General features: G+C 71.9%; 18 protein-coding genes. 5 read left to right on the top strand and 13 right to left on the bottom strand.

The features are described 5' to 3' along the window. The first annotated feature begins 194 nt into the window (after positions 1 to 194). The gene (locus ACFYTE_RS08615; protein ID WP_388706697.1) at positions 195 to 347 is read left to right on the top strand and encodes a hypothetical protein; all 153 of its coding nucleotides are present in this window, start codon (positions 195 to 197) and stop codon (positions 345 to 347) included. Here the strand turns inward: ACFYTE_RS08615 and ACFYTE_RS08610 are convergent. Then, a complete protein-coding gene (locus ACFYTE_RS08610) occupies positions 344 to 640 on the bottom strand; it encodes an ArsR/SmtB family transcription factor (protein WP_388706694.1) in 297 nt (98 codons plus the stop codon). The two genes, ACFYTE_RS08615 and ACFYTE_RS08610, sit on opposite strands and share 4 nt — an antisense overlap. 127 nt (positions 641 to 767) lie before the next feature. On the opposite strand from ACFYTE_RS08610, the gene ACFYTE_RS08605 reads away from it, so the two are divergent. After that, entirely contained in the window at positions 768 to 2,228 is a 1,461-nt protein-coding gene (locus tag ACFYTE_RS08605; protein ID WP_388706691.1) for an MFS transporter, read from the top strand. Positions 2,229 to 2,691: 463 nt separating this feature from the next. On the opposite strand, the gene ACFYTE_RS08600 is transcribed toward ACFYTE_RS08605, so the two are convergent. From ACFYTE_RS08600 to ACFYTE_RS08565, 8 genes are all read right to left on the bottom strand, one after another. Then, positions 2,692 to 4,209, bottom strand: a complete 1,518-nt coding sequence (locus ACFYTE_RS08600; protein WP_388706688.1) for an NCS1 family nucleobase:cation symporter-1 — start codon at positions 4,207 to 4,209, stop codon at positions 2,692 to 2,694. 104 nt (positions 4,210 to 4,313) lie between these two features. Further along, positions 4,314 to 5,336, bottom strand: a complete 1,023-nt coding sequence (locus ACFYTE_RS08595; protein WP_388706685.1) for a TIGR03842 family LLM class F420-dependent oxidoreductase — start codon at positions 5,334 to 5,336, stop codon at positions 4,314 to 4,316. A gap of 20 nt (positions 5,337 to 5,356) precedes the next feature. Next, positions 5,357 to 6,760 carry a dihydropyrimidinase gene (hydA, locus tag ACFYTE_RS08590; protein WP_388706681.1) on the bottom strand — a complete coding sequence of 468 codons (1,404 nt, stop codon included), beginning with the start codon at positions 6,758 to 6,760 and terminating at the stop codon, positions 5,357 to 5,359. A gap of 120 nt (positions 6,761 to 6,880) precedes the next feature. After that, positions 6,881 to 7,723 carry a nitrilase-related carbon-nitrogen hydrolase gene (locus ACFYTE_RS08585; RefSeq protein ID WP_388706678.1) on the bottom strand — a complete coding sequence of 281 codons (843 nt, stop codon included), beginning with the start codon at positions 7,721 to 7,723 and terminating at the stop codon, positions 6,881 to 6,883. A gap of 156 nt (positions 7,724 to 7,879) precedes the next feature. Further along, the gene (locus ACFYTE_RS08580; RefSeq protein WP_388706675.1) at positions 7,880 to 9,445 is read right to left on the bottom strand and encodes a PucR family transcriptional regulator; all 1,566 of its coding nucleotides are present in this window, start codon (positions 9,443 to 9,445) and stop codon (positions 7,880 to 7,882) included. A 24-nt stretch (positions 9,446 to 9,469) separates the two neighbouring features. Further along, the gene (locus ACFYTE_RS08575; protein WP_388706672.1) at positions 9,470 to 10,753 is read right to left on the bottom strand and encodes an aspartate aminotransferase family protein; all 1,284 of its coding nucleotides are present in this window, start codon (positions 10,751 to 10,753) and stop codon (positions 9,470 to 9,472) included. Next, positions 10,750 to 11,592 carry a nitrilase-related carbon-nitrogen hydrolase gene (locus tag ACFYTE_RS08570; RefSeq protein WP_388706669.1) on the bottom strand — a complete coding sequence of 281 codons (843 nt, stop codon included), beginning with the start codon at positions 11,590 to 11,592 and terminating at the stop codon, positions 10,750 to 10,752. Before ACFYTE_RS08570 ends, ACFYTE_RS08575 begins: the two co-directional genes overlap by 4 nt. A gap of 158 nt (positions 11,593 to 11,750) precedes the next feature. Further along, on the bottom strand, positions 11,751 to 13,742 hold the full coding sequence (locus ACFYTE_RS08565; protein WP_388706666.1) for a hypothetical protein: 1,992 nt from the start codon (positions 13,740 to 13,742) through the stop codon (positions 11,751 to 11,753). Between the two features lie 405 nt (positions 13,743 to 14,147). On the opposite strand from ACFYTE_RS08565, the gene ACFYTE_RS08560 reads away from it, so the two are divergent. Both ACFYTE_RS08560 and ACFYTE_RS08555 read left to right on the top strand, forming a co-directional pair. Then, positions 14,148 to 16,802 carry an ATP-dependent Clp protease ATP-binding subunit gene (locus ACFYTE_RS08560; RefSeq protein ID WP_388706663.1) on the top strand — a complete coding sequence of 885 codons (2,655 nt, stop codon included), beginning with the start codon at positions 14,148 to 14,150 and terminating at the stop codon, positions 16,800 to 16,802. Positions 16,803 to 16,833: 31 nt separating this feature from the next. Further along, positions 16,834 to 17,007 carry a hypothetical protein gene (locus ACFYTE_RS08555; RefSeq protein WP_388706660.1) on the top strand — a complete coding sequence of 58 codons (174 nt, stop codon included), beginning with the start codon at positions 16,834 to 16,836 and terminating at the stop codon, positions 17,005 to 17,007. Between the two features lie 186 nt (positions 17,008 to 17,193). On the opposite strand, the gene ggt is transcribed toward ACFYTE_RS08555, so the two are convergent. Next, complete coding sequence (gene ggt / locus ACFYTE_RS08550) at positions 17,194 to 18,993, bottom strand: gamma-glutamyltransferase (RefSeq protein ID WP_388706657.1); 1,800 nt, start codon at positions 18,991 to 18,993, stop codon at positions 17,194 to 17,196. A gap of 105 nt (positions 18,994 to 19,098) precedes the next feature. On the opposite strand from ggt, the gene ACFYTE_RS08545 reads away from it, so the two are divergent. Then, positions 19,099 to 19,854 (top strand): hypothetical protein, encoded by a 756-nt coding sequence (locus ACFYTE_RS08545; RefSeq protein ID WP_388706654.1) that lies wholly within the window; start codon positions 19,099 to 19,101, stop codon positions 19,852 to 19,854. A gap of 1,027 nt (positions 19,855 to 20,881) precedes the next feature. Here the strand turns inward: ACFYTE_RS08545 and ACFYTE_RS08540 are convergent. The 3 genes from ACFYTE_RS08540 to ACFYTE_RS08530 form a co-directional block, all read right to left on the bottom strand. After that, positions 20,882 to 21,301 (bottom strand): DUF6278 family protein, encoded by a 420-nt coding sequence (locus ACFYTE_RS08540; protein WP_388706651.1) that lies wholly within the window; start codon positions 21,299 to 21,301, stop codon positions 20,882 to 20,884. Positions 21,302 to 21,371: 70 nt separating this feature from the next. Further along, positions 21,372 to 22,160: an exodeoxyribonuclease III gene (locus ACFYTE_RS08535; RefSeq protein ID WP_388706648.1), complete on the bottom strand. Its 789-nt coding sequence runs from the start codon at positions 22,158 to 22,160 to the stop codon at positions 21,372 to 21,374. Between the two features lie 43 nt (positions 22,161 to 22,203). Continuing rightward, positions 22,204 to 22,839 (bottom strand): MBL fold metallo-hydrolase, encoded by a 636-nt coding sequence (locus tag ACFYTE_RS08530; RefSeq protein WP_388706645.1) that lies wholly within the window; start codon positions 22,837 to 22,839, stop codon positions 22,204 to 22,206. Between the last annotated feature and the right edge of the window lie 4 nt (positions 22,840 to 22,843).

The raw sequence follows: 22,843 nt of genomic DNA, 5'->3' as shown, positions 1-22,843 counted from the left end.
ATGGCTGACAGCTGACAGCTGACGGCTGACGGCTGACGGGCCACGGCAAGGCGCACCCTGGCGAACGGCCGAGGGGCCACGGCATCGGGGACAGCGCGCCGCGGCCGGACGGCCCGGCGAACACCGACGGCACCTTCATCTACTCCTCCGACCTGACCGACGCCGAGGCGGCCCTCGCCCAGGACGCCGAACGGGTGCATCCGGACGGCAATCTGGTCCGGCATGTGCGGCTGCGCCGGGGCGACGCGCAGCACGGCCCGCTGCCGCCCGCCGATGTGGTGGTGTGTGGCGAGTACGAGGTAGGCATGCAGGACCACGCCTTCAGAAGCGCCCTAGCCCTGCCCTAGCCCGCGTCGGCCAGGGCTGCCGGTGCCAGCTCCTCCAGCAGCTCACGCAGCTCGGCGATGGCCTCCGGCCGCACCGAGTAGCAGATCTGCACACCACGGCGCCGTGTGCTCACCACGCCGGCCTCGCGCAGCACCTTCAGATGCTGGCTGATGGTCGGCTGTGACACGGCAAAAAGCTCGGTGAAGTCGCAGGCGCAGGTCTCCGGTTGAACGGCCAGCGCGCGCACGATGCCCAGCCGCACGGGATGGCCGAGGGACTTCAGCATTGCGGCACTTGACTGGTTGGTTGTCACGCTTGACAGCATATCAAGGAATCTCTATATAGTGGTTTCACTGTATAGGGAATCTCCTATATGAGCGGGCGGGCTACGAGCGCCCCATAGCCATCGCGCAGCCGCGCTGTACAGGTTTGGAGAGCTCATGAGCCGGTCCGCTCGCACGAGCGCCCCAGAAGAGGGCATCTGGTCCCCCCGATATCGGTCCCTCACGATCGGGCTGATCCTCTCGGTCACCTTGGTCGCGTTCCTCTGGCTGGGCGTCGCGACGGTGCTCCCCTCGGCGGCTGAGGAACTTGACGGGCTGGGCTTGTTCGGCTGGGCTTTCACCGCGTTCATGCTGGCCAATATCTTCGGCACCGTTCTCGCCGGCCAGGGGGCGGACCGGACGGGTCCGACCCGTCCCTACCTCCAGGCATTCCTCTTTTTCATCGTCGGCTGTGTGGTCTCCGCCGTCGCGACCAACTGGTCTGTGTTCCTGCTCGGCAGGACGCTTCAGGGAGCCGGTGTCGGTGGGGTGCTGGCCCTTGCCTATCTGACCGTGGGCCGCGCCTACCCGGACGAGCTGCGCGCCCGGATGCTCGCGCTGGTGGCCTCCGCCTGGACGCTGCCCGCGCTGCTCGGGCCGGCCGTCGCCGCCGCCATCGCCGAGGCCGGCAACTGGCGGGTGGTCTTCCTCGTCCTGGTGCCGCTGGTGCCGATCGGCGTGGTGCTGGCCCTGCCCGCACTGCGCAAGCTGGGACCACCCGAGGTCTCGGCCCCCGACAAGCGCCGTATTCCCTTCACTCTGCTCCTGGTGGTGGGCGCGGGCGCCGTGCTGGCCGGGCTGGAGGAGCACAATCTGGCGCTCACCCTGCCGCTCGTGGCGGTGGGTGCCGCACTGGCGCTGCCGATGCTGCGCAAGCTGCTGCCGCCCGGCACGCTCGCCGTCCGGCGCGGTATGCCGGCCGGCATGATCGTGCGCGGACTCGTCAGCACTGCCTACTACGGCGCCGAGTCCTTCTTCCCGCTGAGCATGACCCAGGTCTTGGGGCTGAGCACCCTGCAGTCCGGACTGGCGCTCTCCGCGGGAGCGCTCACCTGGGTCAGCGGTGCCTGGATCCAGGCCAAGCTGGACAAACGCAGTGGCGGCAAGGGGCGGCACAGCCGCGTCGTCACCGGATTCGTGCTGCTGCTGGCCGGTGACGCGCTGATCGCCGTGTCCGTCGGCACCGAGTTGCGGAGTGTGGCGCTCGCCGTCATCGGCTGGGCCATCGCCGGCTTCGGGATGGGGCTTGTGTACCCCGCCGTCACCACCATCGTCCTGGCGCTGGCCCCCAAGGGCCAAGAGGGCGCGGCCAGTTCCAACCTCCAGCTGTCCGAGACCCTGTCCGTCGCCGTGATGACAGGCCTGGGCACCGCCGTCAGCGCCTTGGGCGCCGCCCAGGGTTGGGGGAAGCACAGCGCCCTTGGCGTCGTCTTCACCATCACCGCGCTGGCGGCCCTGCTGGGCATCGGTGCGGGGCTTCGGACCGTGGTGCGGGGCGCCCCGGAAACCGATCCGGCTGACGAGGGCACCACCACCGAGACCGATCCGCTTCGCAAAGGAGCGAGACGGACCACCTGACCGGGGATACCCCCGCGGCATGCCGTGCCGCATCCGTCACGCCGCCCGCCGGCTCCTGGAGGTCCGCCACGGGTCTTACACCGCTGGATACAAACGACGCCGCCGACCGCACCGCACCGGGCCGCCACCCTCGCGCTTCAGGGTGCCGGCCCGGTGCGTGCCGAGGCACCCACCGGGTCCGCGGCAAGACCAACTCCGGTGCTGCGAGGCCCTTTCGGTGGGGACTCGGCAGGCGCCGGCCTCGCCCACCCGCTCAGCGTCCTCCAGGACGTCGGCGTGATCAACCACGATGCCGACGCCTTCCGCCACAACCGCTCCGCTCCGCATCGCTTCGCATCGTCGAACCCCTCGGCACCAGAGGAGTCGGGCTGTACGCCGGGTTCGGTGTCGCGCGAGCGTGGTGTTGATCAGGCGAGACAGGTCTGCTGCCGGGCGAACCCGGTCGCCCAGCAGCAGATGCCCCTCATGTCCTCTCTCGCCCTCCGGCCGTCAGTAGGACGTAGACGACGAGCGAGGCTCCCAGCCCCACGGCCCACCCGTAGTCGGCGAGCGGCTTGAGGAAGGGGATGATGCCGTCGGTCGGGAACGGTCCTGCCTTGTTCCCCTTCTCGTCCAGCGTGGAGTACGAGCCACCGACCGCCAGCACACCGCCGACCGCGAAGGCGACGACGGCCCGCCAGTTCCAGCCGCCCGAGTACCAGTACCGCCCGCCTTCCCGATACAGGTCGGCGAGGTGCAGCACGGTCCGGCGGATGATCCAGTAGTCCGCGATGAGAATGCCCGCCACCGTGCCGAGCAGTCCGCCCACCACACCCAGCCACGTGAAGATGTACAGCTCGGGCGTGGAAGTCAGCTTCCACGGCATCACCAGGACGCCCACGATGCCCGTGATGATCGCGCCCGTACGGAAGTTGATGATCTTCGGGGCGAGGTTCGCGAGATCGTACGCGGGTGAGACCACGTTCGCCGCGATGTTCACGCTGATCGTCGCCACGAAGACGGTGATGAGCGCGAAGAGCAGGCCGAAGACGTTGTCGGTCTTGCCGGCCAGCTCGACCGGGTCCCAGATCGCCACCCCGTAGACCTTCTCCGAACCGGCCGTCACCAGCACCGACATCAGCGCGAAGAGGGTCATGGTGGTCGGCAGGCCGAGGGTCTGGCCCCAGACCTGTGCCCGCTGGCCCTTTCCGAAGCGGGTGAAGTCCGGGATGTTGAGACTGAGGGTGGACCAGAAACCGATCATGCCCATCAGGCCCGGGAAGAAGACCTTCCAGAAGTCCGCGCCCCAGCCGACCCTCGACGGCTCGTGCAGCAGCGGACCGAAACCGCCCGCCTTGTTCGCGATCCAGACCAGGAGCACCACCGCGCCGATGAGGACGAACGGCGCCGCCCAGTTCTCGAACCGGCGCAGGGTGTCCATTCCCCGGTAGATGATGGCCAGTTCGAGCACCCAGAAGATCACGAAGCAGAGCCACAGAGTCCAGGGGTAGCCGCCGATCTTCGCGGCGTCCGTCCAGCCGCCGAAGATCTTCCCCAGGAGGATGAAGATGCCCTGGCCGCCGATCCACGTCTGGATGCCGAACCAGCAGCAGGCCACCGCCGCCCGCACCATCGCGGGCAGATTCGCGCCGCGGATACCGAAGGAGGCACGGGCCAGGACCGGGAAGGGTATGCCGTACTTGGGTCCCGCGTGGCCGGTGAGCAGCATCGGGAGCAGCACGATCACGTTGGCGAGCGCGATCGTGAGGACGGCCTGTTTCCAGTCCATGCCGAGGGCCACCAGTCCCGAAGCGAGCGTCCAGGACGGGATGCAGTGGGCCATGCCGATCCACAGGGCCACGAAGTTGTAGGTGGTCCAGCGGCGTTCGGCGAGGGGGACGGGGCGCAGATCGTCGTTGGCGTAGCGGCTGCCGGCCGGGTAGGCGTCGCCGGCCAGCTCGATGGCCGGGTCGGGTATGCGGGGTGGGGCGGTGTCGGTCATGGGCAGCAGTCCGTTCTAGGGAGGGGAACGAGGGACGGCGACGGTGCGGATGCCGTGAACTGCCGTGCGGTGTTGATGAGTTGCTGTCGGGGCTAAGCCGTGGGTCATGCGTTCACCACCGGGATCACCTCCCGGCCGTACTGTTCGATCACCTTCTCCTTCGCGTCGTGCATCGCGTACACCGCGACCTGGTCGACGCCCAACTCGCGCAGTGCACGCAGCTTTTCGACATGCGCGGAGGCCGGGCCGATCAGACAGAAGCGGTCGACGATCTCGTCCGGCACGAACGCCGTGTCCGGGTTTCCCGAGCGGCCGTGGTGCGCGTAGTCGTAGCCCTCACGCGCCTTGATGTACTCGGTCAGCTCGTCCGGCACCATTCCCGAGTGGGCGCCGTACTTGGCGACCAGGTCGGCGACGTGGTTGCCGACCATGCCGCCGAACCAGCGGCACTGCTCGCGCGCGTGTGCGAGCGCCTCGGGCGAGTCGTCCGCGGTGACGTACGCGGGGGCCGCGACGCAGATCGTCACCTCGGCGGGGTCGCGCCCGGCGGCGACGGCCGCCTCCTTCACGGCCTTGACCATGTGCTCGGTGAGGTAGAGGTCGGCGAGCTGGAGGATGAATCCGTCGGCCTCCTCGCCGGTCATCTTCAGGGCCTTGGGGCCGTACGCGGCCATCCAGACCGGGAGTTCGGCGCCCGGCCTGATCCAGGGGAACCTGACGACGGTGCCGCCGCCGAGGTCGGCCTCCTCGCCGCGGCCCAGCGCCCGGATGACCTTCATGGCGTCGCTGATCCGGGCCAGCGTGTTGGGCTTGCGGCCCGCCACCCGCATCGCCGAGTCGCCGCGGCCGATGCCGCACACGGTGCGGTTGCCGAACATGTCGTTGAGGGTGGCGAACGTGGAGGCGGTGACCTCCCAGGTGCGGGTGCCCGGGTTGGTGACCATCGGACCCACGGTCAACGTCTTTGTAGTGGACAGGATCTGACTGTAGATCACGAATGGTTCCTGCCAGAGCACGGCGGAGTCGAAGGTCCAGCCGTGGGTGAACCCGTTGCGCTCGGCCCGCTGCATCAGGCTGATGACACGGGAGGCCGGCGGGTCGGTCTGCAGGACGAGTCCGAAGTCCATGGGCGCCACTCCTCGTTCGATTAGTTGAGGTACTGACAGGTGGAGCGCGGGGTGTAGACGCCGTGGCCGGCGTGTCCGGTGTACTCCCGCTCGGTGATGACGGCCTCGCCGCGCGAGAGCACGGTCTCGACCCGGCCGGTGACGCGCTTGCCCTCGTAGGCCGAGTAGTCGACGTTCATGTGGTGGGTCGCCGCGGACATCACCTGCTCGGCGTGCGGGTCGTAGACGACGACATCGGCGTCGGCGCCGGGGGCGATGGTGCCCTTCTTCGGGTACAGGCCGAACATCCGCGCCGGGGTGGCGCAGGCGATCTCGATCCAGCGGCGGCGGGAGATGTGCCCGTCGACAACGGCCTGGTGCAGCAGGTCCATGCGGTTCTCGACGCCGGGCAGGCCGTTGGGGATCTTCGAGAAGTCGCCCCGGCCCAGCTCCTTCTGGCCGGCGAAGCAGAAGGGGCAGTGGTCGGTGGAGACGACCTGGAGGTCGTTGGTGCGCAGTCCCCTCCACAGCGCCGCCTGGTGCTCCCGGGGGCGCAGCGGGGTGGAGCAGACGTACTTGGCGCCCTCGAAGTCGGGTTCGGCGAGGTTGTCGGTCGACAGGAACAGATACTGGGGGCAGGTCTCGCCGAAGACGTGCAGACCCTGGTCGCGGGCCCTGGTCAGTTCGGCGACCGCCTCCTGCGCGGAGACGTGCACGACGTACAGCGGCGCCCCGGCGACCTGGGCGAGCCGGACGGCGCGGTGGGTGGCCTCGGCCTCCAGCAGGGCCTTGCGGACCTCGCCGTGGTAGCGGGGGTCGCTCTCGCCGCGGGCGAGGGCCTGCTCGACCAGGACATCGATCGCGATGCCGTTCTCGGCGTGCATCATGATCAGCCCGCCGTTGTCGGCGGCGCGCTGCATGGCCCGCAGGATCTGGCCGTCGTCGCTGTAGAAGACACCGGGGTAGGCCATGAACTGCTTGAAGGAGGTCACGCCCTCCTCCACCAGCAGATCCATCTCCTTCAGCGTCTCCGGGTTCACATCGGAGACGATCATGTGGAAGCCGTAGTCGACGGCGCAGTTGCCCTCGGCCTTGGCGTGCCAGGCGTCCAGGCCCTCGCGCAGCGAGTGGCCGACGCTCTGGACGGCGAAGTCGACGATCGTCGTCGTACCGCCCCAGGCGGCGGCCCGGGTGCCGGTCTCGAAGGTGTCCGAGGCGAAGGTGCCGCCGAAGGGCATCTCCATGTGGGCGTGGGCGTCGACGCCGCCCGGGATGACGTACTTCCCTGTGGCGTCGATGCTCCGGTCGGCGGTGAAGGCCCCGGCCGCCTCGGTGCCGGAGGCCGCGAGGGCGGCGATACGGCCGTCCTCGATCAGGACGTCGGCGTGGATCTCGTCGGACGCGGTGACGACGAGTCCACCTCGGATGACGGTACGGCCGGTCATGGGTCCACTCCCTCGCTGGTCATGTGCGGATTCGAGGTGGCTGCCCGCGCCCGCGCGGCGGCAGCCGTACATCGGACACGGCCCCGGGCCCGTTGGGGGCGCGCCGTGCGAGCGGCGGCATCACGGAGCCGTCAGCGGCCCGTAGGCGCCCGGGGCGCGGTCGCGGTAGAACTGCCAGCGGTCGCGGACCTCGCGCAGCTTGGCCAGGTCCAGGTCGCGTACGACGAGTTCGGTCTCCTTGTCGCTCGCCACCTCGCCGACGAACTGGGCCTCCGGGTCGACGAAGTACGTCGTCCCGTAGAAGTCGTTGGCGCCGAGATCCTCGACGCCGACCCGGTTGATCGCGCCCACGAAGTACTCGTTGGCCACCGCCGCGGCCGGCTGCTCCAGTTGCCACAGATAGCGGGACAGGCCGCGCGAGGTGGCCGACGGGTTGAAGACGATCTCGGCGCCGCCGAGGCCCAGCGCCCGCCAGCCCTCCGGGAAGTGCCGGTCGTAGCAGATGTAGACGCCGATCCGGCCGGCGGCCGTCTCGAAGACGGGCCATCCGCTGTTCCCGGGGCGGAAGTAGAACTTCTCCCAGAAGCCCTCGACCTGCGGGATGTGGGTCTTGCGGTACTTGCCGAGGTAGGAGCCGTCCGCGTCGATCACCGCCGCGGTGTTGTAGAGGACACCGGGCTGCTCCTCCTCGTACATGGGCAGGACGAGGACGATGCCGCACTCCCGTGCCAGGGCCTGGAAGCGGCGCACGGTGGGGCCCTCCGGGATCCGCTCGGCGTACTCGTAGAACGCCTTGTCCTGGACCTGGCAGAAGTACGGCCCGTAGAACAGCTCCTGGAAGCACAGGACGCGGGCGCCCTGCGCGGCCGCGTCGCGGACCGCCTGCTCGTGGACCTGGATCATCGATTCCTTGTCGCCGGTCCAGGCGGTCTGGAAGAGGGCGGCACGGATCACTTGGCTCATCGGGACCTCCGGTCGCTCGGTGTGCGGTGAGCCTAGGAAGTCCTCGGATGCGGTTTGAGTGGCAGTGTGTCACGTCTGCGGGGGTGTGGCGTGCCACCGTGTCACATCGGCTCGGGGCCATGTTTCACCGCCGTTTTCGCAGGTCGTTCCTTTGTTTCAGTCCTGTTGCGCGTCGTGCGCGAGCAGCGCGATGTGCACCGAGGCCGCCTGTTCGAAGTCATCGAGGTCGACACCCAGCCGGGCCTGTATCGCCTCCAGACGGCGGTAGAGCGCGGGCCGGGAGACATGGTGCAGCTGGGCGGTGCGGGACTTGTTGCGGCCGGTGGCGAGATAGGTCCGCAGCACGTTCAGCAGGTCCCGGTCGGTGCCGCACAGCAACCCGTCCAGCTCCCGCTCCGCGAAGGACTGGACGTGCGGGTCGTCGCGCAGGAGCCGGATCAGGCCGCGCAGATGGACGTCCCTGAGCCGGACGACGCCGGGGAGGTCGAGGGCGGCGGAGGAGTCGGCGACGGCGTCGGCGACGTGCTGGGCCTCGTGCAGCCCGGCGGGCACCTCGTCCCAGACGGTCCGCTGCCCGGCCGCGGCGACCACGCTCCGGGTGCGGCCGGACTCGGCCCGCAACCGGGCCGCGAAGTGCGCGGTGAGCACCTGCGCGTCCTGGTCCCGGGCGAGGCTCAGCAGCACCGCGGTGGCCCCGTCGGCGAGTTCGGCGACGAGTCCGGCGAGCCCCAGCATCCGCAGCACCCGGTCCAGCCCGGCGGGCGCGACGTCCCGCACCACCAGGGGGACGAAGGTCCGCCGGTTGACCGGCAGGCCGGCCGCCCGCGCCCGCGGCAGCAGTTGCCGGGCCGGTATCACCCCGGAGATCAGGTCGGTCAGCAGGCTCTGCGCGGACTGCTCCTCCCAGGAGTGGGCCGAGCCGCCGCCGAGCATGCGATGCAGCACCAGGGCCTCGGCGGCCCGGTCGGCGAGCAGCCGGCCGGCGGCCGTGCCGCCGCGGTACCCGCACAGCATGATCTGCCCCCAGCGCTCCCCGCGTCCGCCCAGCTCGGCCCGGATCCAGCCGTCGCCCTCGCTGCCGCCCGCCTGCCGGGCGATGCGCTCCCAGTCGCGCAGCACGTCGTCCACGGCCGGCCGCTCCCCCGCCGTGGCCAGCACCCGGTGGGCGAGGTTGGTGACGACGACGGGGCAGGCGCTGTGCGCGGCGACCTCGTCGAGCAGGCTCTGCAGCGGCGCGCCCGCGGTGATCAGGGCGGTCAGCGCCGTCCGTACCGCCTCCGAGAGGCTGACGGCGGCGAACTTGCGCCGCACCAGCCGGGACTGCACCTCCTCGGTCAGTTCGGCGAAGGGGAACGGCCGGTGCAGGACGACCAGGGGCAGCCCGCACCGCTCGGCGGCCCGGCGCATCACGTCCGGCGGCGCCGGGAACGCCCGGCCGAGGCCCAGTACGACGGCCGCGGCCTCCGCGCGGTACAGCGACCGGATGTACTCGGCCTGCTTGTCCTCGTCGCCGGCGAGCAGCACCCCGGTGGTGAGCACCATCTCCCCGCCGGTGAGCATCACGCCGACGTCGGCGGCCTCGGCCACGTGCACCCAGCGCACCGGCCGGTCGAGCTGGGCGGCGCCGGCCACCACCTCAGGCTCCCCGGCCAGCACCCGTTCCAGGGCGAGGACCTGACGCACCGACAGCACCGGTTCCAGGGGCTCCGAGGCGGTGGTCATGGCATGCTCCCCTTCCTTGCTCTCTTACTGCGTGCTCCTGAGGGCGCGTTCGAGGACGGCGGCGCCCTCCTCGGCCTCCGCGACGGTCAGCGACAGCGGCGGCGCGATGCGCAGGGCGCTGGTGTTGTGGCCGCCGCCCTTGCCGATCAGCAACCCGCCCTCGCGGGCCGCCTCCAGGACGGCGGAGGCGGCCTGGGGGTCGGCCTCGTCGGTGCCCGGCCGCACCAGCTCGATGCCGATCATCAGCCCGCGCCCGCGCACCTCGCGTACGCCGGGCAGCTGCGCGGCGACGGCCCGCAGCCGCTCGATGAGCAGACCGCCGACCCGCCGGGCGTTGCCCTGCAGGTCGTGCTCCAGCAGATAGGTGAGGTTGGCCAGGCCGGCCGTCATGGTGATCTGGGTGCCGCCGAACGTCGAAATGCTGTTGGCGTCGAGGCAGTTCATGATCTCGGCGCGGGCCACGACCCCGCCGATGGACATGCCGTTGCCGATGCCCTTGGCGAAGGTGACGATGTCGGGCGGGCCGCTGCGGGCGTGCGCCTGCCACCCCCAGAAGTGTTCTCCGGTACGGCCCCAGCCCGTCTGCACCTCGTCGGCGATCCACAGGATGCCGTGTTCCTGGAGCACGTCGCGGAAGGCCGCGTACAGGCCGTCGGGCGGCGAGGTGAAACCGCCGACGCCCTGGATGGGCTCGGCGATCAGGGCGGCCGGCGGCCGGGTGTGGCCGAGGAGGTCCTTCAGGTCCGCCACGCAGGCGGCGATGAACTCCGCGTCGTTCAGATGGGCGTAGGGGCCGCGGGTGCGGACGCCGCCGTGCACGTACAGGGTCTGCAGCGGGGACAGGGCGGTCGGGGACCAGCCGCGGTTGCCGGTGATGCCGACCGCGCTGAAGGAGCGGCCGTGGTAGCTGTTGCGCATCGCCAGGACCGTGTTGCTGCCCCGGTGGGCGGTCGCGAGCAGCAGGGCGGTGTCGTTGGCCTCGGTGCCGGAGCTGGTGAAGAACACCCTGGCGTTCGGGATCTGCGACAACTGGGCGACCCGCTCGGCGAGTTCGACCATCGGCCGGTTGAGGTAGAGGGTCGAGGAGTGGATGATCCGCCCCGCCTGCTCGCTGACCGCCTTCGTCACCTCGGGCAGCGCGTGAGCGGTCATCGTGGTGAGGATGCCGCCGAAGAAGTCCAGGTACCGGTTGCCGTGCGCGTCCCAGACGTGGCGTCCCTCGCCGTGGGTGATCTCCAGCGGGTCCTCGTAGTAGAGGGCGAGCCAGTCGGGCAGGACGTTGCGGTGGCGGGTGTAGAGGTCGTTCACGGCTGCACCAGCCCTTCGTAGGCGTCGGGGCGGCGGTCGCGGTAGAACGCCCACTGCTGCCGCACCTCTTCGATGAGGTCGAGATCGAGATCGCGGACGAGCAGTTCCTCGTCCTTGTCGCCGGCGACGTCGCCGACGAACTGTCCGCGCGGGTCGACGAAGTAGCTCGTCCCGTAGAAGTCGTTGTCCCCGTACTCCTCCCGCCCGACCCGGTTGATGGCGGCGATGAAGTACTCGTTGGCCACCGCCGCGGCGGGCTGCTCCAGCTGCCACAGATGGGCCGAAAGGCCGCGCGAGGTCGCCGACGGGTTGTACACCAACTGGGCACCGGCCAGGCCCAGTTGGCGCCAGCCCTCGGGGAAGTGGCGGTCGTAGCAGATGTAGACGCCGACCTTGCCCGCCGCGGTGTCGAAGACCGGCCAGCCGGCGTTGCCGGGCTTGAAGTAGTACTTCTCCCAGAAGCCCTTGAGCTGCGGGATGTGGTGTTTGCGGTACTTGCCGAGGTAGCTGCCGTCGGCGTCGATCACGGCCGCGGTGTTGTAGTAGAAGCCGGACTGCTCGACCTCGAAGACCGGCACGACGATCACCATGCCGGTCTCGCGGGCCAGGTCCTGCATACGACGCACGGTCGGCCCGTCCGGCACAGGCTCGGCCCAGCGGTAGTGCTGCGGTTCCTGGACCTGGCAGAAGTAGGGGGCGTTGAAGACCTCCTGGAAGCCGATGATCCGGGCTCCCCGGCGGGCCGCCTCGCGGGCGTGCTCCTCGTGTTTCGCCACCATGGACTCGGTGTCGCCGGTCCAGGTGGCCTGGACCAGAGCGGCGCGCAGGACGTCGGCCATGAGCTGCTCCTTCGACGGGACCTCAGAGCCTCTACGCCCGTAGACACAGGCGGTAGAGGGACGAACGTAAGCCTCCGGGACGGGCTTGCCAAGACCATCGTCGTGAACCCGCGGAGTCGATCATGTTTCACACTCCAGTGGGTGAGCCGCTGGGCCGGTCAGGCGCTGAATCCGGCCACCCGCAGGGCGTGCACCAGGTCCCAGTGTCGCTCCTGCGAGACGCCCCGCGCGGCCTCCAGCAGGTGCGGTACGAGGCGCTGCGGGTCGGCGGCGGCGCTGCGGGCCGCCTCCTCGGGGGTACGGACCCGGACGTACGCGTCGAGAAGGGCCCGCACCTCGCGGATGCGCCCCTCGGACGCCAGCCCGAGCACCGCCGCGCCGATCTCCTCGGCGGGCCGTACGACGCCCTGGCGCAGGATCTGCTCACCGTCCGCGGTCCGCCCCGCCGCGACGAGCGCGTCGGCCGCGGCGACCAGGCGGTCGGCGGGCAGCGAGGCGGCCTCCCACAGCAGCGTGGCCCAGTCGGCGCCGTGCCCGGTGCGCCGCAGTTCGGCGGCGAGCAGCGGGAGCCGGGCGGGGGGCCAGTGCGCGGCCTCGACCAGCAGGGCGTGCGCCTCGCCGGTGCGGCCCTCGCGGCGCAGCCGCTCCAGCGCCCGGACGGCGCCCGCGACGGCCGGTGCCGCCTGGGCGTCCGCGGGCTGCACCCGTGGCTCGGGCGGCTCGACCGCCCCGGCGGCCCCGGCGAACCGGGCGCCGCGCGGGGTGCGGCGCCCGGCGGGGGCCGCCGCGGGCAGAACCGGCCCGGACGGGGGCACGGGGTCGGGTCCGACGTCGTCCTCGGCCATCCCGGCGAACCGGGCACCACCGCGCCGCCGCTTGCGCTGCTTGCCGTCGAGCGACGGCCGCGGACCGGCTGCCGCGGCGGCAGCCGCACCGAGGGCGCCGTGCCCGTCGGCCGGGTGGTCGTCGCCACGTGCCGGGCCATCCGGGGCGGTGCGACCCGAGGCATCACCGGGTACGGCGTCCGGGGCGCCGTGGACGGCGGGGCGCGCGGGGTGCCCGGGACCAGAAGCCCGCGGTCCACCACCGACCGGGGCAACCGCACCACCGGCCCCGACTGCACCAGGGCCACCCACGGCACCGCCACCGGCTCCGACAGCACCCGCACCCGCTCCGAAACCACCAGAACCCACAGCACCACCTGACCTGGCACCACCGCGCCCCACGGCCCCAGGCGCCGCCGGGGCGGCACCGTCCATGGCCCCGACTGCACCACGGGCGCCCACGGCACCGCCAGGACCCACACCACCACCGGCGCCGACAGCACCCGGGCCTGCACCACCACCCGCGCCGAAACCACCCGGACCCACAACGCCACCCGGCCCGACACCGCCCTCTCCCCCAGGCGCCGCCGGGGCAGCGCCGTCCCCGGGACGTCGGTCTTCTGTCGGTGCGCCGGCGAGGCGTCCGGCGTCGTCCGCGGGACGTGCCCGGGTGGGGTCCGGTGCCGGGTGGACCGCCGCCGTCGGGCCGCCCGCCGGGTGGGCCGGTGTCGGGCGGTCGGACCACGGTCCCGTGCCGGTCCGCGCCCCGGGAGGGAAGCCGTCGGTGGGGTGGGCGTCCCGGGCCCGGTCGTCGGCGTCGCGTCGGTCCAACTCGGCTATGCGCAGGCGCAGTTCGGCACACCGTGCGGTCGCCCGCTGGTGGTCGTCGCGGGCCCAGGCGAGGTCGAGGCGGAGGGCGTGGGCCGCCTCCAAGGTGCCGGCGGCGGCGAGCAACCGGCCCAGTTCGCCCTGCCGTTCGGCGGCGTACCGCTGCTCGCGGAGCATCACGTCGAGGCGGTCGCCGAGTGCGTCCCGGGCGCCCGGCCGGGCGTCGTACGCGGCGAGCGCCGCCCCGTACAGATGCCGGGCGCGCTCCCGCTCCGCCCCGGCGGTGTCCGGGCCGTAGGCCGCCGCCAGGTCCTGCAACAGCGCCTCCACCACGTCCCACGGCGGGATCTCCCGCCCGTCGAGACACGCCCGCATACCGTCCGGGTCCCGCTGCCAGAAGACCGCGCACCAGCCGCCGCGCTGGTCGAGGCGCGCCAGGAGACCGTCCAGGTAGTTCGCGAACTCCCGTACTTTCCCTGGGAGTTGATCCACTGCCATCGCTCAACTCCCGCCAGACCGGAGCACTCCGGTCGGTAGAAAACACCAGCCGTGTTACGCCACCGCTACAGGGAGTTTTCCGGACGACTGCGACCGCCCACGGGAACGGCCCACAGGCCACGGCCCGGGAGGGCGACCGAACCGCCCACCCAAGTCGCCGACCAGGCAACCTTTCCCACCCTTGACCACAAGCGGGGCAATCCTTGACCGATCGATTGCCCTCACTTTGCGAGCGCCACGCGGCAGCACGATGGACGCCCGGAGCCCGCCGGGTGCCGCGCGGCCGATCCCGGGAGCGGGGCGGCCCGGCCCGGCGGGCGGGACCGGCTGGACGTGCCCCGCCTCGCCGAACGTGCCATCGTGGTGTAGGCCCACCCGTACGACCTCTTTGGTGAACGGAACGCCATGACCAGCGGCTTCACTGGGCCGGAAGGACACGGCCCGGACCCCTTCGGTGAATTCCTCTCCCGCTTCTTCGGCGGCGGCCCGCATCCCGGCCCCCGTCAGGTGGACATCGGCCGGCTGCTCAGCCAACCGGCCAGGGAACTGGTGAAAGGCGCCGCCCAGTACGCCGCCGAGCACGGCAGCCGCGATCTGGACACCCAGCACCTGCTGCGCGCGGCCCTCGCCACCGAACCCACCCGGAGCCTGCTCAGCCGGGCGGGCACCGACCCCGACTCGCTCGCGACGGAGATAGATCAGCGCTCCGGGCCGGTGCAGCATCCGCCGGGCGGTGCGCCGCCGCCGACCTCGCTCGCCCTGACCCCCGCGGTCAAGCGGGCGTTGCTGGACGCACACGACATGGCCCGGTCGAGCGGCGCCGGATACATCGGCCCGGAGCATGTGCTCGGCGCGCTCGCCGCGAACCCGGACTCGGCCGCCGGGCACATCCTGAGCGCGGCCCGGTTCGCGGCCGCCGGGATGCCCGCGGACGTCCCCGAGGCGCCGCCGCGGGCCGGCACCGAACGGCAGCGGCCCCCGGCCACCCCGACCCTGGACAAGTACAGCCGCGACCTGACCGACCTGGCCCGTCAGGGGCGCGTCGACCCCGTCATCGGACGGGACGACGAGATCGAGCAGACCATCGAGGTGCTGTCCCGGCGCGGCAAGAACAACCCGGTGCTGATCGGCGACGCCGGCGTGGGCAAGACGGCGATCGTGGAGGGACTGGCCCAGCGGATCACCGACGGTGACGTGCCGGACGTCCTCATCGGGCGCCGGGTCGTCGCCCTGGACCTGACCGGCGTGGTCGCGGGCACCCGCTTCCGCGGGGACTTCGAGGAGCGGCTGAACAACATCGTCAGCGAGATCCGGGCGCACTCGGACCGGCTGATCGTCTTCCTCGACGAGTTGCACACGGTCGTGGGCACGGGGTCCGGCGGCGAGGGCGGCGCGCTGGACGCGGGCAACATCCTCAAGCCCGCGCTGGCCCGCGGCGAACTGCACGTCGTGGGCGCGACCACGCTGGAGGAGTACCGCAGGATCGAGAAGGACGCGGCGCTGGCCCGCCGGTTCCAGCCGATCCTGGTGCCCGAGCCGACCGTCCCGGACACCATCGAGATCCTGCGCGGGCTGCGCGACCGCTACGAGGCCCACCATCAGGTCCGCTACACCGACGACGCGCTGGTCGCCGCCGTCGAACTGTCCGACCGTTATCTCACCGACCGGCGGCTGCCGGACAAGGCGATCGACCTGATCGACCAGGCGGGCGCCCGGGTGCGGCTCGGCGCCCGGACCAAGGGCACGGACGTGCGCGCCATGGAACGCGAGGTCGAGCAACTGCTGCGGGACAAGGACCAGGCGGTCGCGGACGAGCAGTACGAGCAGGCCACACAGTTGCGGGACCGCATCGTCGCGCTGAAGGGCCGGATCTCCGAGACCACCGGCGACGACAAAGCCGACGAGGGACAGGACCTGGAGGTGACGGCGGAGGCCATCGCCGAGGTGGTGTCCCGGCTCACCCACATCCCGGTCAGCAGGCTGACCCAGGAGGAGAAGGAGCGGCTGCTCGGCCTGGAGGAGCATCTGCACCAGCGGGTGATCGGACAGGACGAGGCGGTCGCCGTGGTCGCCGAGGCCGTGCTGCGCTCCCGCGCCGGGCTCGCCAGCCCGGACCGGCCGATCGGCAGCTTCCTGTTCCTCGGGCCGACCGGTGTGGGCAAGACGGAGCTGGCCCGAGCGCTCGCGGAGGTCCTGTTCGGCAGCGAGGACCGGATGGTGCGGCTGGACATGAGCGAGTACCAGGAGCGGCACACGGTGTCCCGGCTGGTGGGTGCGCCGCCCGGCTACGTCGGCCATGAGGAAGCCGGTCAGCTCACCGAGGTGGTGCGCCGGCACCCGTACTCGCTGCTGCTGCTCGACGAGGTGGAGAAGGCACACCCGGACGTCTTCAACATCCTGCTCCAGGTCCTCGACGACGGGCGGTTGACCGACGCGCAGGGCCGGACGGTGGACTTCACCAACACCGTCATCGTGATGACCAGCAACCTGGGTTCCGAGGCCATCGGCCGGCGCGGTGCGGGCATCGGGTTCGGCGCGGGCGGCGCGGAGGCGGACGAGGAGGCCCGACGGGAGCAGATCCTGCGCCCGCTGCGCGAGCACTTCCGGCCGGAGTTCCTGAACCGCATCGACGAGATCGTGGTGTTCCGCCGGCTCACCGCCGGGCAACTGCGGCGGATCACCGACCTGTTGCTGGAGCGCACGCGGCGGCTGCTGCATGCCCAGGGGGTCACCGTCGACTTCACCGACGCGGCCGTCGGCTGGATCGCGGAGCGCGGTCACCAGCCGGAGTACGGCGCCCGCCCGCTGCGCCGCACCATCCAGCGGGAGGTCGACAACCGTATCTCCCGGCTCCTGCTGGACGGCCGTCTCCCGGAGGGCAGCCGCGTCAGGGTGGACGCCACGGACCACCATCTGACCTTCGAGACGGAACCGCCGCCGCGGGCCGACGCGGAACCGGTGGGCGGCACGGCGCCCGCGTCGGCCTCCGGCCAGGTCACGCCGGCCGGGCCGCCGCCCGACGCGAACACCTCGCCCGAGCCGCCCACCCCAGAACCCTGAGGCCCGACCGGCACGGGCCGTCCGGAAGGGCATGCAGGCGCCGGACGGCTCCCGCGAGATCGTCGTCACCGCCGACGCCGTGCTCATCGCGACCGGCGCTCACCCGCGCGGGCGGCCCGCCACCCGGCCCGACGGCGAGCGCGTCGGAGGCGCGGCACCCGGCACCGCCCCGGGACTTGCCGGCGCTGCGCTGGCCGGACCGTGAACGCCGTCGTTCGTCCGCGGCGCCGTCGTGGCCGCTCGCGCAGTTCCCCGCGCCCCTGCGGGGCGCAACCACCGACCACCCAGGGCGGGTGGCGGTCCACGGCGGGCTGCCCTTCTTCCGTCCCGGTGGCCCGGCCACGCCCCGCACGGGACAGGTGGCCGGGCGCCGGACCTCATGTCGCGGACGTCACCGGGTCGGCTGCACCACCATGGCCGAGCCGCCGCCCCTGCGTACCGTTTCCGCCGCGGCGAGCCACTTGCCGTTCGGGAGGCGCTGGACGCCCGTCGCGGCGCCGATCTCCGGGTTGCGCGAGAAGGCGTGCCCGATGGCTTCGAGCCTCGTGCGCAGGTTGCTGTCGTAGAGGCCGGGTTCGAGTTCCGTCCTGGCCGCGTTGCGCTGGCTGGCGCGGGGCGCGGCGATCGCGTCGACCAGCGGCAGGTGCCGGTCGAGGAACTCGGTCAGGGTCTGCAGCACGGTCGTGATGATGGTCGCGCCACCGGGTGATCCGAGCGCCACCACCGGCCTGCCGTGCCGGTCGAGCACGATGGTCGGCGCGATCGACGACCGCGGCCGCTTGCCGGGACCGGGCAGGTTCGGGTCGTGCACGGCCGGGTTGGCCGGGGCGAAGGAGAAGTCCGTCAGCTCGTTGTTGAGGAGGAATCCCCGGCCGGGCACGGTGATCGCGCTGCCGCCGGTCTGCTCGATGGTGAGCGTGTAGGAGACGACGTTGCCCCACTTGTCGGCAACCGTGAGGTGCGTGGTGTTCTCCCCCTCGTACGTCGTCGGGGCCGCCGTGCCGCCCGTGGCGCAGGCCGCCGGGTGGCGCGGGTCGCCGGGCGCGACCGGGCTGGTCAGCACCGTGTTGTCCTTGATCAGGCAGGCGCGTGAGTCGGCGTACGACTGCGACAGCAACTGCTTGGTCGGTACGTCCTCGAAGGCGGGGTCGCCGACCCAGCGCCCGCGGTCCGCGAACGCGATCCGGCTCGCCTCGATGAAGCGGTGCAGGTACTGCGCCTCGGTCGCCTTCGAAAGGTCGCTCTTCTCAAGGATGTTGAGGGCTTCGCCGACCGTGGTGCCGCCGGAGGACGAGGGCGCGATCGAGTAGACGTCGAGCCCGCGGTACGACGCCCTCGTGGGCGCCTGGAGCTTGGCGCGGTAGGCGGCGAGGTCCTTGGCGGACAGCCCGCCGGGACGCGCGTTCCAGCCCGAACCGGGGTCGACCGGCGGCTTGTTGACGGTGGAGACGATGTCCTTGCCGAGGTCGCCGCGGTAGAGCGCGCCGATGCCCTTGCGGCCCAGTTCCTCGTAGGTGCGGGCCAGATCGGGGTTCTTGAAGGTGGCGCCGACCACCGGCAGCTGCCCGTTCGGCAGGAACAGCTCGGCGGTGTCCGGGAAGTAGCGGAACCGGGTCTCGTTGGCGGCTGTCTGCGAACGGAAGGTGTCGTCGACGGTGAAGCCGTCGCGGGCGAGCCGTTCGGCGGGCCCCAGCACCGTGCCCAGCTTCTTGCTGCCCCAGGCGTCCAGGGCCGTCTGCCAGGTGGCGGGCGTGCCCGGCGTGCCGACGCTCAGTCCGCTGCTGACGGCGTCCGCGAAGGCGAGTGGCTTGCCGTTCTCCAGGAACAGGTCGGAGCCGGCGCCGAGCGGCGCGGTCTCCCGGCCGTCGATGGTGTGCACGGCACGGGACCTGGCGTCGTAGTAGACGAAGTAGCCGCCCCCGCCGATGCCGGCGGAGTACGGCTCGGTGACCCCCAGGGCGGCGGCCGTGGCGACGGCGGCGTCGACCGCGTTGCCGCCCTTCTTCAGGACCGCGATGCCGGCGGCCGAGGCGTCCGCGTCGACGCTGGCGACCGCGCCGCCGTAGCCGACGGCGACCGGGGTCTTGGGCGGGGTGGTGCTCGTGGCGCCCGGCGGCGCCGCCGCCCCCACGGACACGACGGCGGCCGAGACCGCCAGGACCGACAGTTTCCGCGCGACAGGGCGACGCATCCGCACCTCCAGCGAGTGACCGTCCGCGCAGCTTAATCGAACGTCATGTCCTCGTCAGGACCGTCTCGAACACCGGTTTGCCTTCGACCGCTAGCATGCGCGCCCATGAATGACGACGTGCGCAACATCGTCCTGGGCCTGGTGGCCGCTGGCATCAGCGCCGGCCTCGGCTGGCTGGCCCGCACCACCGTGTGGAGGCGCAGGCTGCGGCGCAAGCAGGCGTTCTTCGGACTTCCGGAGAACGCGGAGTCGCTGCTCGTCGTCAACCGCGACCCGGCGACCTCCGAACCGGCGGTGCACCGCTTCGACGTGTTCGCGCTGCTGGAGCTGGCCGCGCTGATCAAGGACTGCGGTGCGCATCTGCAGATGGTGACCCAGGACAACGTCCAGCAGGGCTTCGGCGAGCGCACCGAGTTCTGCGTGGGCGGTCCCGCATCGAACCGGCGCATGCTGGCCCACATGTCCGCGATGCTACCCGGGGTGCGGGTGAACATCGACCCGGAGCCGGGTCCGGACCGCGGCGCCTTCCAGATCGGCGGCGAACGCTACCGTCTGGAGCCGGGCCTCACCGAATATGTCCTCCTGGCCCGGCTGACCGCCGGGGAGCGGCGCGAGGCACGGCCGGTGTTCCTGTTCTGCGGCCAGCGTGCGATCACCAACCAGGCCGCGACCCGCTATCTCGCCCGGCACCACGAGCGGCTGGCCCGCAAGCACGGCACGAACCCGTTCGTGCTGCTGCTGAAGGTGGTCAACTCGCAGGCGTACGGCCCCGACGTGGTCGAGCTGGTCGCCGATGTGACGCGGGCCGCGCAGACACCGCCGCCGGCGCCGGAAGCACCACGCTCACACCGGGCCGCCTAGGGCCGCCCGAAGGGACCAGCGGACCGGTGGGGACCGGGACCCGGTGGGGGCCGGTGGGGTCCAGGGGCCGGTCGGAGCGAAGGCCCGGTGGGTCCAGGGGCCCGGTGGGTCCAGGGGCCCGGTGAGAGCCGGGCCCGGTGGGGGCCCAAGGGCCGGTGGGTCCAGGGGCCCGATGGGGGCCGGGGCCCGGTGAGAGCCAAGCCCCGGTGGGTCCAGAGGCCCGATGGGAGCCGAGGCCGGTGAGAGCCAAGCCCCGGTGGGTCCAGAGGCCCGATGGGAGCCGGGGCCCGGTGAGAGCGCGAGGACCGATGAGGGCCAAGGCCCGGTGGGTCCAGGGGCCGATGGGAGCCGAGGCCGGTGAGAGCCGGGGCCCAGTGAGGGCCAAGGCCCGGTGAGAGCCAAGCCCCGGTGGGTCCAGGGGCCCGATGGGAGCCGAGGCCGGTGAAAGCCGGGGCCCAGCAAGAGCCGAGGACCGATGAGGGCCAAGGCCCGGTGAGAGCAAGGGACCCGGGGGACCGCAGGACCGCAGGGCCGGGGGCCTACTAGGAGTAACCCGTCCCGCGCGTAACTGGGCTTCTCCTCGCCCGCGGCCTACCCGTTCTGCGGGCGCGCACCGCCGCGCGAGCAAGAGCCGAGGACCGACGAGGGTCAAGGCCCGGTGAGAGCAAGGGACCCGGGGGACCGCAGGACCGGGGGGCCGCAGGACCGGGGGACCGGGGGCCGCAGGGCCGGGGGCCTACTAGGAGTAACCCGTCCGGCGCGCAGCTGGGCTTCTCCTCGTCGGCGGCCTTCCCGTTCTGCGGGCGCGCACCGCCGCGCGAGCAGTGATCTCCGGCTGCCGCCGGGCGGGCCCGGCCCCGAGCCGCTGCCCCCTACGGTTTCGGAGCGGCAGCGACCCCGCGGGCCGCGGCGATGTCGACGGCCTCGGTCTTGGGACTGCGCCGCGCACGCCGGGACACCCAGCCGGCGAACACTCTCAGCTGTGTCGTGGGGGCCGCAAACCATCCAGGAAAAAATGGGGCGCCCGTCAGGCCTCCGCGACCTCCGCGTACAACTGCGACAACTCGGGAACGCCGCTGGCGGCCCACGCGTGACCGGCCTCGACGACATCGAACTCACGCCCCGATTCGAGCCGTACGACGGGCTGCCCGCCGGGCTGGAACTCCCAGTACGCGCCGGGCACGGTGCGCACGATGACCGTGCCCAGATACAGGCCCGCATCATTGCCCAGCCAGGGCAGGATCTCCGCGTCGTCGCGCCAGCGCGGCACCAGCTGGTCAAGGGCCTCCAGCGAGGTCACGGAGTCGTCCAGCCGGACGCCCTCCTGGGCCGCCTGGGAGCGCAGCAGATCACACTCGGACAGCAGCTCGGCGACGCCCTCGCGGTCGGCGGGCAGCACCGCGGCATCGCTCTTCTTGTGCCGGTTGCCCAGGAAGGGGATGTTCATGTACACAGCGTGTCACCCACCCGGTGCCCGCACCACAGGATGAGCGCGGGGTGTCGCCCGACACTCATGATCAATACTCCTGGACCGCCAGGTCCACCACCACCGGAGCGTGGTCCGAGGCGCCCTTGCCCTTGCGCTCCTCACGGTCGACATAGGCGTCCTTGACGGCCTTGGCGAAGGGCTTGTTGCCGTAGACCAGGTCGATGCGCATGCCGCGGTTCTTGGGGAAGGCGAGCTGGCGGTAGTCCCAGTACGTGTAGGGGCGGTCGTACTTCAGGGGGCGCGGGACGACGTCCGTGAGGCCCGTCTCGCGCAGCGCGGTCAGCGCGGCGCGCTCGGCCGGGGTGACATGGGTGAGGCCCGCGAAGGCGGCCACGTCGAAGACGTCGTCATCGCTCGGCGCCACGTTGTAGTCGCCGAGGACCGCGAAGGGGCGGCCGCCCGCCGCGTCGCCCGCGACGGCGGCCCGCAGCGCCTCGAACCACTGGAGCTTGTAGGCGTAGTGCGGGTGGTCGACCTCGCGGCCGTTGGGCACATACACCGACCAGACGCGGACCGGGCCGCAGGTCGCGGAGATCGCCCGGGGCTCCTGCACGCCGTCGTACCCGGGGTCGCCGGGCAGGCCCTTGACCACGTCCGCCAGGCCGACCCGGGAGAGCACCGCCACGCCGTTCCACCGGCCGGTCGCGTGGACCGCCGCCTCGTAGCCCAGCTCGCGCAGCTGGTCGCGGGGGAACTGCTCCTCGGCGATCTTGGCCTCCTGGAGGCACAGCACGTCGGTGCCGCTGCTCTCCAGCCAGGCCAGCAGCCTCGGCAGGCGGGCGGTGATCGAGTTCACGTTCCAGGTCGCGATGCGCATGCCCCACAACCTACCCGGGGGCACTGACAACGCCGGATGGCGCTCAGACCTCGGCGCTGGATCCCGGTGCGAGCCGCAGGTGGTCCGAGCCGCCCAGGGCGCCGATCTGCCGGTCGTAGACCGGCCGGGCAAGGTCGGTGAGCAGGGCGTCGTGAATGTCGTAGGCGCGCTGCGGCCCGACCTCACGGACGTAGTCGATGACCTCGGAGATCTTGTTCCAGGGGGCCATCACCGGGAGCATCAGCGTCTCGACGGGCCGGTCAGGGACGGTGAACGCGTCTCCGGGGTGGAAGAGCCGACCGCCGTCGATCAGATAGCCGACGTTGGTGATCCGCGGGATGTCCGGGTGGATCACCGCGTGCAGCTCGCCGTGGACCTGGACGTCGAAGCCCGCCGCAGTGAACGTGTCGCCGTGGCCGACGGTGTGGACCCGGCCCGGGAAGGCGGCGGCGATCTGGTCGGCGACCGACTTCAGGGTCCAGATCCGCGCCGCCGGGTTCGCCTCCATGGCGGCCCGCAGCCGTCCCTCGTCGAAGTGGTCCGGGTGCTCGTGCGTGATCAGGATCGCGTCCGCGCCGACGGCGGCGTCGGGCTCGCTGAAACCGCCGGGATCGAGGACGAGCGTCCGCCCTTCCTGCTCCAGCCGTACGCAGGAGTGGGACTTCTTCGTGAGCTTCATGGCT

This window comes from Streptomyces sp. NPDC004629 (assembly GCF_042873595.1).
In the GTDB taxonomy this organism is placed as follows: domain Bacteria; phylum Actinomycetota; class Actinomycetes; order Streptomycetales; family Streptomycetaceae; genus Streptomyces.
This window is presented reverse-complemented; position numbering and strand designations above follow the sequence as displayed.

Coding starts and splice junctions, on each gene's coding strand:
- ACFYTE_RS08605 (WP_388706691.1), top strand. CDS start 768: ATGAGCCGGTCCGCTCGCACGAGCGCCCCAGAAGAGGGCATCTGGTCC.
- ACFYTE_RS08600 (WP_388706688.1), bottom strand. CDS start 4,209: ATGACCGACACCGCCCCACCCCGCATACCCGACCCGGCCATCGAGCTG.
- ACFYTE_RS08595 (WP_388706685.1), bottom strand. CDS start 5,336: ATGGACTTCGGACTCGTCCTGCAGACCGACCCGCCGGCCTCCCGTGTC.
- hydA (WP_388706681.1), bottom strand. CDS start 6,760: ATGACCGGCCGTACCGTCATCCGAGGTGGACTCGTCGTCACCGCGTCC.
- ACFYTE_RS08585 (WP_388706678.1), bottom strand. CDS start 7,723: ATGAGCCAAGTGATCCGTGCCGCCCTCTTCCAGACCGCCTGGACCGGC.
- ACFYTE_RS08580 (WP_388706675.1), bottom strand. CDS start 9,445: ATGACCACCGCCTCGGAGCCCCTGGAACCGGTGCTGTCGGTGCGTCAG.
- ACFYTE_RS08570 (WP_388706669.1), bottom strand. CDS start 11,592: ATGGCCGACGTCCTGCGCGCCGCTCTGGTCCAGGCCACCTGGACCGGC.
- ACFYTE_RS08565 (WP_388706666.1), bottom strand. CDS start 13,742: ATGGCAGTGGATCAACTCCCAGGGAAAGTACGGGAGTTCGCGAACTAC.
- ACFYTE_RS08560 (WP_388706663.1), top strand. CDS start 14,148: ATGACCAGCGGCTTCACTGGGCCGGAAGGACACGGCCCGGACCCCTTC.
- ACFYTE_RS08555 (WP_388706660.1), top strand. CDS start 16,834: ATGCAGGCGCCGGACGGCTCCCGCGAGATCGTCGTCACCGCCGACGCC.
- ggt (WP_388706657.1), bottom strand. CDS start 18,993: ATGCGTCGCCCTGTCGCGCGGAAACTGTCGGTCCTGGCGGTCTCGGCC.
- ACFYTE_RS08545 (WP_388706654.1), top strand. CDS start 19,099: ATGAATGACGACGTGCGCAACATCGTCCTGGGCCTGGTGGCCGCTGGC.
- ACFYTE_RS08540 (WP_388706651.1), bottom strand. CDS start 21,301: ATGAACATCCCCTTCCTGGGCAACCGGCACAAGAAGAGCGATGCCGCG.
- ACFYTE_RS08535 (WP_388706648.1), bottom strand. CDS start 22,160: ATGCGCATCGCGACCTGGAACGTGAACTCGATCACCGCCCGCCTGCCG.
- ACFYTE_RS08530 (WP_388706645.1), bottom strand. CDS start 22,839: ATGAAGCTCACGAAGAAGTCCCACTCCTGCGTACGGCTGGAGCAGGAA.